The sequence below is a fragment of the Candidatus Accumulibacter aalborgensis genome, from assembly GCF_900089955.1.
GTDB classification, from domain to species: Bacteria; Pseudomonadota; Gammaproteobacteria; order Burkholderiales; family Rhodocyclaceae; genus Accumulibacter; species Accumulibacter aalborgensis.
In genome coordinates, this window is sequence record NZ_FLQX01000102.1 from 121,514 (window position 1) to 129,678 (window position 8,165).

At 61.8% G+C, this 8,165-nt stretch carries 7 protein-coding genes and 2 pseudogenes; 7 read left to right on the forward strand and 2 right to left on the reverse strand.

Going from position 1 to position 8,165, the window contains the following annotated elements:
• Window positions 1-295: 295 nt before the first annotated feature.
• Both ACCAA_RS08635 and ACCAA_RS08640 read right to left on the reverse strand, forming a co-directional pair.
• Window positions 296-487, reverse strand: coding sequence for a hypothetical protein (locus tag ACCAA_RS08635; protein ID WP_186406829.1), 192 nt, complete (start codon window positions 485-487; stop codon window positions 296-298).
• Window positions 484-1,293, reverse strand: a complete 810-nt coding sequence (locus tag ACCAA_RS08640) for a DUF2092 domain-containing protein (protein ID WP_186406830.1) — start codon at window positions 1,291-1,293, stop codon at window positions 484-486. Before ACCAA_RS08640 ends, ACCAA_RS08635 begins: the two co-directional genes overlap by 4 nt.
• Before the next feature lie 150 nt (window positions 1,294-1,443).
• On the opposite strand from ACCAA_RS08640, the pseudogene ACCAA_RS08645 reads away from it, so the two are divergent.
• The 7 genes and pseudogenes from ACCAA_RS08645 to ACCAA_RS08675 all read left to right on the forward strand — a co-directional run.
• Window positions 1,444-1,881 (forward strand): annotated as a pseudogene (locus ACCAA_RS08645) (transposase zinc-binding domain-containing protein); the annotation flags it as partial.
• 329 nt (window positions 1,882-2,210) lie between these two features.
• Complete coding sequence (locus tag ACCAA_RS22025; RefSeq protein ID WP_245754506.1) at window positions 2,211-2,597, forward strand: hypothetical protein; 387 nt, start codon at window positions 2,211-2,213, stop codon at window positions 2,595-2,597.
• A 229-nt stretch (window positions 2,598-2,826) separates the two neighbouring features.
• Window positions 2,827-3,087, forward strand: coding sequence for a hypothetical protein (locus tag ACCAA_RS08655; protein WP_186406832.1), 261 nt, complete (start codon window positions 2,827-2,829; stop codon window positions 3,085-3,087).
• Window positions 3,088-4,311: 1,224 nt separating this feature from the next.
• Complete coding sequence (gene gmd / locus ACCAA_RS08660) at window positions 4,312-5,436, forward strand: GDP-mannose 4,6-dehydratase (protein WP_186406833.1); 1,125 nt, start codon at window positions 4,312-4,314, stop codon at window positions 5,434-5,436.
• Window positions 5,437-5,448: 12 nt separating this feature from the next.
• The gene (fcl, locus tag ACCAA_RS08665) at window positions 5,449-6,429 is read left to right on the forward strand and encodes a GDP-L-fucose synthase (RefSeq protein ID WP_186406834.1); all 981 of its coding nucleotides are present in this window, start codon (window positions 5,449-5,451) and stop codon (window positions 6,427-6,429) included.
• Window positions 6,377-7,381: a DUF4351 domain-containing protein gene (locus ACCAA_RS08670; RefSeq protein WP_342674039.1), complete on the forward strand. Its 1,005-nt coding sequence runs from the start codon at window positions 6,377-6,379 to the stop codon at window positions 7,379-7,381. The genes fcl and ACCAA_RS08670 overlap by 53 nt, the downstream gene beginning before the upstream one ends.
• 307 nt (window positions 7,382-7,688) lie before the next feature.
• A pseudogene (locus ACCAA_RS08675) lies at window positions 7,689-8,165 on the forward strand (hypothetical protein); the annotation flags it as partial.

Here is an 8,165-nt window from a genome sequence, read left to right on the forward strand (position 1 = left end):
CGTTGGATTTCCTATCCATCGCGGACGCACTCGACCAGCGTAGCGGTCGCTTGTGTCGAAAGCATGACGCTCAGCACTGCGGCGCACGCTGTCGGTCCGCTGGCCGTGCTGGGATCGACGGCGGACTCCTTCAACGCCAGCAGGGATTCGCTGCGAAGCCTCGCCGATCTCGCCGAGTGAAAGTGATTCAGGATCGATGTTTTGGCGGGGGAAGGTACAGTGCGGGATGCACGCTCTCACCTTCCCCCGCCAGGTCATCGCATCGCCCGATTAGCCGCGACAACCCTGCTGCTTCTTAATACCGTCGAACGGTGCGACGTGCGACGCCGGCGTAGCTCACCGGTGTGAGAGGCCGGCCGACGATGGCTTCGGCGCTCGGGACGACGCCGTGAATCCCCGGAATCGCGAGCTGTTCGCCAACTTCAGATCCGAGAACAATGATCGCCGTGGCAATCACGAAAATTGCAACTGGTTTCAACCTGCTCATTTGCTTGCTCCTTTGGTGAAGTGTTCGGGCAAGTCACCCGTACCCTTAAGCTCTTCAAGCTTGACCATGGTGGCCTTGCTTGTATTCTTGAACGCAAAACTACCTGCCGTCACCGCTTTCCCGGTCTTCCAATCGCCGAACTGGATGGCGTAGCTCGGGCCTTTAGGCACGCGCTTGGAGGTGATCACATAACGGCAGGGATAGGGCTTGTCGCCGTGCGCGATCCAGATCTGCCAATCGACGTCCTTGCTGCGGAAAGCCAGTGAATCACATTCAACACCACCGATCACGCCGCTGCCCAGATCCTTGATGTCTTCGACACCCTCCATCAGGATATCGTAGGAATTGGTCAGCAGGAGGTCTGCGGCGGGGAGGGGGCGGTCGTATTTATCCCGCATCACGTCAACCAGATGAGCGATCGAGCCAGGTATCTCGACCTGGGCATAGGCATTCAGATTCTTGCCCAGGATGGTGAGCGTTTTTCCGTCGAACGACATGACCACATCGGCGAAGCCTCCGGCGCGCGTCGCGCGAATCTTGTCGGGCCGATTGACGACGACCTTGCCCGAACTCGCCAGCCCGAGAATCTGGTCTTCAGGCGTGACCACCTCGAGCGTGGCGTCGTAGCTGAACGAGAACGCTTGTTGCGCGGCCAGATAATCCGACATGCCCTTGAGCAGTCGTTTGGCATCTGCCTCATCGGCGTTAGCACGGGTCGATATCCCCACGGCAAGGACTGCGGAAAGCGTCAGCACGGGAATGCTGCGCCTTGAGAAATTGACTGGTTTTCGTACGTCTGGATTCATTGAGGGCTACCTTTCCTGAGTGGAGATCCCGCGTTTGCGGTGTAACGCGTGGCCTAGTCTACCGTGAATCGAGCCGGTATGCAGCGCTTGCGGCCCTGCCCATGTCGAACGCGAGTTTCGCCGGTGTCTCGAATGCGGCCCCTCGACAAGCTCAGGACACGCATTCTCGCCAATGGTTTTGCCCGCGCCCGATGCGTCGAGTGCGGTCAGGATTTTCTCATCGCCTGGTCGTGCAAAGGTCCTGGCGTCTGTCCCGCTTGTAAGACGCGGCGGATGGTCGAAACCGCCGCCCATCTGGTCGACCACGTTTTGCCGCGGCTGCCAGTCAGTCCGTCAGTGGGTGCTGTCGGTTGCCAAGCGGCTGCGTTAAAGTTGCTCGACGAAGTGCAGGCCAAGGTTCGCCGCCGTCTGCTGCGCGCGCTGACCCGGCGCGGTGTGCTCGAGCCGGAAGACGCCGAGACGATGGCAAGCTGGGAGCACGGTGGGGGCTTCTCACTCGACGCCAGCGTGCGCGTCGAAGGGGCCGACCGCCAGGGCCTGGAACGGCTGTTGCGCACCTGCGCTCGCCCGGCCTTCGCTCTGGAGCGTTGACGTGAAATCGACGCCGAACACCTGGTCTATGAGAGCGTCAAACCAGGTCACGGCGGCGGCGTCAGCTTGATGCTCACGCCGCTCGAACGGATCGACCGTCTGGCGGCGCTGATTCCGCCGCCGCGCCGACATCGGCATAGGTACTACGGCGTACTGGCCCCCAACGCACCGCTACGCGCACAGAGGTCACCGCGCTTGCCGGCGCGCCGGACAGTACGCCGCGTGCAGCAGCGACTGATCCACCTGAGCCGTGGCCACGACCGCTCCGCCGATCAACACGCCCAGCCCCATACATGGAGACAGAGGAAGCACGGGGAGAAGAGGAAGTGCTCCTGCATCGCGCCGCCCGCTACACCTGGGCGCTGTTGCTCGCGCGGATCCATGAGGTCTTTCCGCTCGTCTGCCCACGCTGCGGCGGCGAGATGCGAATCATCGCCTTCATCACCGACGCCTGCGCCGTGCGCGACATCCTGACCCCTGTCGGCGAGCCAACATCGCCGCCACGCCTGATGCCCGCCCGTGCGCCGCCGCTCTGGGAGATGCAGGGCGGCCACCATGGGCGAGGACGACCCACCGGCTCAATCGGCGCCGGAGTACGAATTCGACCAGCGTGTCGCCTGGTGGGTGCGGCATGGAAACAAGCCATGCGCAAAGATCCAGACGGAAGCAAGACGAACTGCCATCGCCCGTCGTTGGACGGCCCCTGGCGCTGAGCGGGGCGGGATTCGGATGGCTTTTCAAGGGCCACCGGGGCGAAATTCCAGATTGACGCCCCTTGATGGAGGCTCATATACTCTCCCTGCTGCTGTTGGATTTCCTATCCTTGCTCGATGCGATGGTCGCTGCACCGGCTCGAGACAGCGCGGCCTGACCGCCGCAGACAGGCAAGTACGTACCATCCGCGGCGCGGCTGCGCCGCCAATCACCAGGAGCATAAAGATCATGAGCGAGACATTGCAGATGGAAGTGGGCGGCGTGGACACCGAGACGTTGAAGGAACTGCTGCGCCGAGTGCAAGACATCGACAACAGCTACCGCGCGGTGGCCGAAAAGATGGGACAGCTCTACATGTTCGCTGACGAGAACAAGGTCACGTCGATGACGGGCCGGCTCGACAAGCCGATGCGCAACGCATCGGAGAACGAGCAGACCTTCGCCGCCATCCTCGAAGAACTGCGCATGATCGCGAATCAGCGCCACTGATCGTCGTTGCCACCGTCGGTGCGCGCTGATCGAGGCGCTGCTGATGGCAGGCGACAAATGCGGGGCACGTCAGCAGCCAGATTCACGCTTCCTGTGGCAATCGCCAGACGACATTGGCCCCGGCCATCCGCCTGAACGGCGGCGCGCATGTTTCCTGCTTACCACCGACGCGAATCTGACTGCCTCGGCGGCGAAAGCGGGCGTGACCGGCAAACGGGCCCCATGGCGGGGTCATGCGTCAGGGCTGACCGGTGATAATCTCCCTTGCCCCTTTGCGCATGAAGGTGGAAATCGAAGCTATACGAGCCGAACTGGCCGCGCAGGACGATCTGGGGAGACAAGCAGAGCGCTGACTTGAAGAACGCCGTTGCCGTGAAAGTTGCCTCCGCGACTCACGAATCTCGCTTCTCCCGTGCGCGAGAGAAGCTTCGACGAGTGACCAGGGGTCTCCACGGAGCATGCTCCCAGCCCGTCTAACGATTCCCACGCGCAAGCGGGAGGAGGGCCGCACGGCAGTTTAGGTAAACGGTCATGGCTTTCATGATCGGGGGAATCTCGACAGTTTAGGACCGTCGAGCTGCCCGCAAAGGCAAGCGCCGCCAACGCGGAAAAAAACAACCGCTCCGGCCAAGCGTCGAATCGGTTTAACGCGGGGAGGGCAGTGCCCAGCTGTGCAGGCGTACCACATGCTGAATGCCAAGGCATTCCGGTATGGCGGTAGCGTGCCCGGATAACACGCAGGCCAGCGCACACACGCAGCCCGAGAGTTCAGCCCCCAACGCGCATAGGCACACTCTCGCCAAACCACGAATGGGCCTCCCCCAAAGCTCATAAAAGTCTTCAAAGACTGATTGTTTTTTGGGCAATGGGTGACCCTGTCCGACCTCGCGGTACTGTAGGAGCCCGATTCATCGGGCGATGACAAGCTATCGTGCTGTCGAAGCGCTCGAGATCAGCCAGCCGCCTATCGCCCGATAAATCGGGCTCCTACATGTTGGCAGGCGCGCTGCCGAACGGCGACCTCCACCGCCATCGCCCGCACCATCACCCGATCGCGCCCACTGAGATAGATGTCACGGCGCATCCCAATGCCTCCGCACATGACTACCCACAACCTGACAGCAAAGTCAGTATCCAGATCCAAACAAAGCCCCTCCAGACAGCCATGCCCGTAAGCTTTTTTAGCCCGCTAAACGCCCTCAGCCAAAATCCAAAGATTCAACCATGACGCCCACCAGCAAAATCGCCCTAATCACAGGTATCACTGGGCAGGACGGCGCCTACCTCGCCGAGTTCCTGCTCAACAAGGGTTACCAGGTCCACGGCATCAAGCGCCGCTCGTCGCTCTTCAACACCGACCGCATCGACCACCTCTACCAGGACCCCCACGAAACCGACCGCAAGTTCATCCTGCACCACGGCGACCTCACCGATTCCAGCAGCCTGATCCGCATCATCCAGCAGGTGCAGCCCGACGAAATCTATAACCTTGCCGCGCAAAGCCACGTCGCCGTCAGCTTCGAAGAGCCCGAATACACCGCCAACGCCGACGGCGTCGGCGCCCTGCGCATACTCGAAGCCATCCGCATCCTCGGCCTGGAAAAGAAGAGCCGCTTCTACCAGGCCAGCACCTCCGAACTCTACGGTCTGGTGCAGGAAAGCCCGCAAAAGGAAAGCACGCCGTTCTACCCGCGCAGCCCCTACGCCGTCGCCAAGCTCTATGCCTACTGGATCACCGTCAACTATCGCGAGGCCTACGGCATCTACGCCTGCAACGGCATCCTCTTCAACCACGAAAGCCCGGTGCGTGGCGAAACCTTCGTCACCCGCAAGATCACCCGCGCCATCGCCCGCATCGCCCTCGGCCTGCAGGACTGCCTCTACCTCGGCAACATGAGTGCCCTGCGTGACTGGGGCCACGCGCGCGACTACGTCGAAATGCAGTGGCTGATGCTCCAGCAGGACCATCCCGAAGACTTCGTCATCGCCACCGGCGTGCAATACAGCGTCCGCCAGTTCGTCGAGTTCGCCGCCGCTGAACTCGGGATCAGCGTTGTTTTTGAAGGCGAGGGCGTCGACGAGGTCGGCATCGTCGCCAAAGTCGAGGGTAACCAGGCCAAAGCCAAGGTCGGCGACGTGATCGTCAGAGTCGACCCGCGCTACTTCCGCCCGACCGAAGTCGAAACCCTGCTCGGCGACCCCGGCAAAGCCCGCGAGAAACTCGGCTGGACGCCGCAAACCAGCCTGCAGGAGCTGGTCAAGGAAATGGTCTTGGCCGACTACAACTCGGCCCGGCGCGACGCACTGGTCAAGCTGGCCGGCTTCAAGATCTTTGACCATCACGAATGAGCCGCGCCGATCATGACTGAACCCAGGATTTACGTTGCCGGCCACCGGGGCATGGTCGGTTCCGCGATCGTCCGGCAACTGAGCACTGTCGGCCAGAGCGGCCCGACAGCCGATGGCCCATCCGTCACGCCACAGATCATCACCCGCACCCATGCCCAACTCGACCTGACCGACCAGGCTGCCGTGCACGCCTTCTTCGCCGAAGAGCGACCCGACCAGGTCTACCTGGCAGCGGCCAAGGTAGGCGGCATCCACGCCAACAACACCTACCCGGCCGAATTCATCTATCAGAACCTGATGATCGAAGCCAACATCATCCATGCGGCCCACACGCACGGCGTGCGGAAGTTGCTCTTCCTCGGCTCCAGTTGCATCTACCCCCGCCTCGCGCCGCAACCGATGCGCGAAGACGCACTGCTCACCGGCACCCTGGAACCGACCAACGAAGCCTACGCCATCGCCAAGATCGCCGGCATCAAGCTCTGCGAAAGCTACAACCGCCAATATGGGCGCGATTACCGCAGCGTCATGCCGACCAATCTCTATGGCCCGGGCGACAACTACCATCCGGAGAACTCCCACGTCATCCCCGCACTGATTCGGCGCTTCCACGAAGCCAAGGTCAACAATGCGCCCAGCGTGGCTATCTGGGGCAACGGCACAGCGAAGCGCGAATTCCTCTACGTTGACGACATGGCCGCCGCCTCAGTCCATGTGATGAACCTCGACAAGCTCACTTACGACCAGCACGTGTTACCCATGGTCAGCCACATCAACGTCGGTTGCGGGAAAGACATCGCCATCGGCGAACTCGCCGCAGCCATCGGCAAAGTCATTGGCTACACAGGCGAAATCAGCTTCGATCCCAGCAAACCCGACGGCCCGCCGCGTAAGCTGATGGACAGCACACGCCTCAATACGCTTGGCTGGAATGCCAGGATTGGGCTGGAAGAAGGGCTTCGGCTGGCCTACGACGATTTTCTGCTGCTATGACCCTGATGCTGTGACCCAGTTACCCGCCGACGACTACGACAGTCCCTGGAAAGACGTACTTGAAAACGCCTTTCCCGAGTTCATGGTCTTCTACTTTCCCCAGGCCCACGCCCAGATCGACTGGGACCAGGGGCATGAATTCAAACCCACCGAACTACGCCAGGTGGTGCGCGATGCCGAGCTGGGCAAACGCTTTGCCGACACCCTCGTCCAGGTTACCCTCCAGGACGGCCAGCGCCGCTGGATCTACATCCATATCGAAATTCAGGGCCAGCGAGACAGCGATTTCGCCCATCGCATGTTCACCTACAACTACCGGCTCTACGATCGCTTCGCTACCCCCATCGCCAGCTTGGCCGTACTGGCCGACGAAAGCGAAGGCTGGAAACCCGACCACTACGGTTTTGAAGTCCTCGGCTGTCGCCACAGCCTGGAATTTCCTGTAGTCAAATTGCTCGACTACGCCGAGCGCGTGGATCAGCTTGAAAACGACCACAACCCCTTCGCCTTGGTCACCGCCGCTCACCTGCGCAACCGGCAAACCAAACACGACCCCGAAGCTCGCTACCAGGCCAAACGCACCCTCGTCCGGCTGCTCTACCGCCAGGGCTGGGAGCGCCAGCGCATCCTCGACCTCTTTGCCGTGCTCGACTGGATGATGCGCCTGCCAGAAGGCCTGGAAGATAAACTGTGGCAAGATATCGAACAAATCGAAGGAGAGCGGAAAATGCCCTACGTCACCAGCGTCGAACGCCGTGCCACCGAACGCGGTATCCAGAAAGGCATCCAACAAGGCGAAGAACAGGTACTCGAACGGCTACTTACCCGCCGCTTTGGCCCGCTCAGCGAAGCTACCCGGCAGCGGCTCAAGAACGCTACGCTGGAACAGCTTGAACGCTGGACCGACAACATCCTGGATGCTGCCACCCTGGAAAAAGTCTTCCAAGACTGATTATTCTTTGGGCAATGGGTGAGCCTGTTCTTCCTCGCTACTGTAGGAGCCCGATTCATCGGGCGATGACGACGTATCGTGCTGTCGAAGCGCCCGAGATCAGCCAGCCGCCTATCGCCCGATGAATCGGGCTCCTACATGTTGGCAGGCGCGTTGTCGAACGCCGAGCACCACCGCCATCGCCCAATCTGAAGGAGGCGCGCGAGCGGCTCAAGGCGAACTCCCGACGAGTTCTCGCCCTTCCAGCCGTGACGCACCGTGGCACGCTACAGGGTCCGCGGATGAGGATTCAGAAGCGAGAGCGGCAGTGTCCGGGGACACGAACGGGACGGAGGATCCCGAGGAGAAGTGGATCGCGGCGACGAGTGCAAACGGCGTTGCGCTAGTGGCTGAAGGAAAGACACCGGCGAGCGCCGCGGCAGGCAAGCGCAAGAAAGCGGGCCGTCGGCCGGGAGCCCCGGGCCATAGCCGGCAGGTGAGTTTGCCGGTGAGCGCCACAGTGATCCACGCGCCGGAGTTCTGCGCTTGCTGCGACGAGGCGCTGGATGCGGCCGAGTTCATGGCTCGCACCGGGTTGTATGTCCTGGCTATCGAGGCTGATGCGGGTGCAGGGCTACGCGGCTTGCGGGTGCGCCACCACAAGCAGCTCTACGGTGAGACGACCTGTAATCATTGTGGGCATGTCAACCGCAGCGAGCCTGGCCGTTGCCCCGCCGAACCCCAATGGGCCGTCGCACTGAGCGAATGGCATCTCGTCGGACCAATGCTGGTGAGCCTGCTGGTG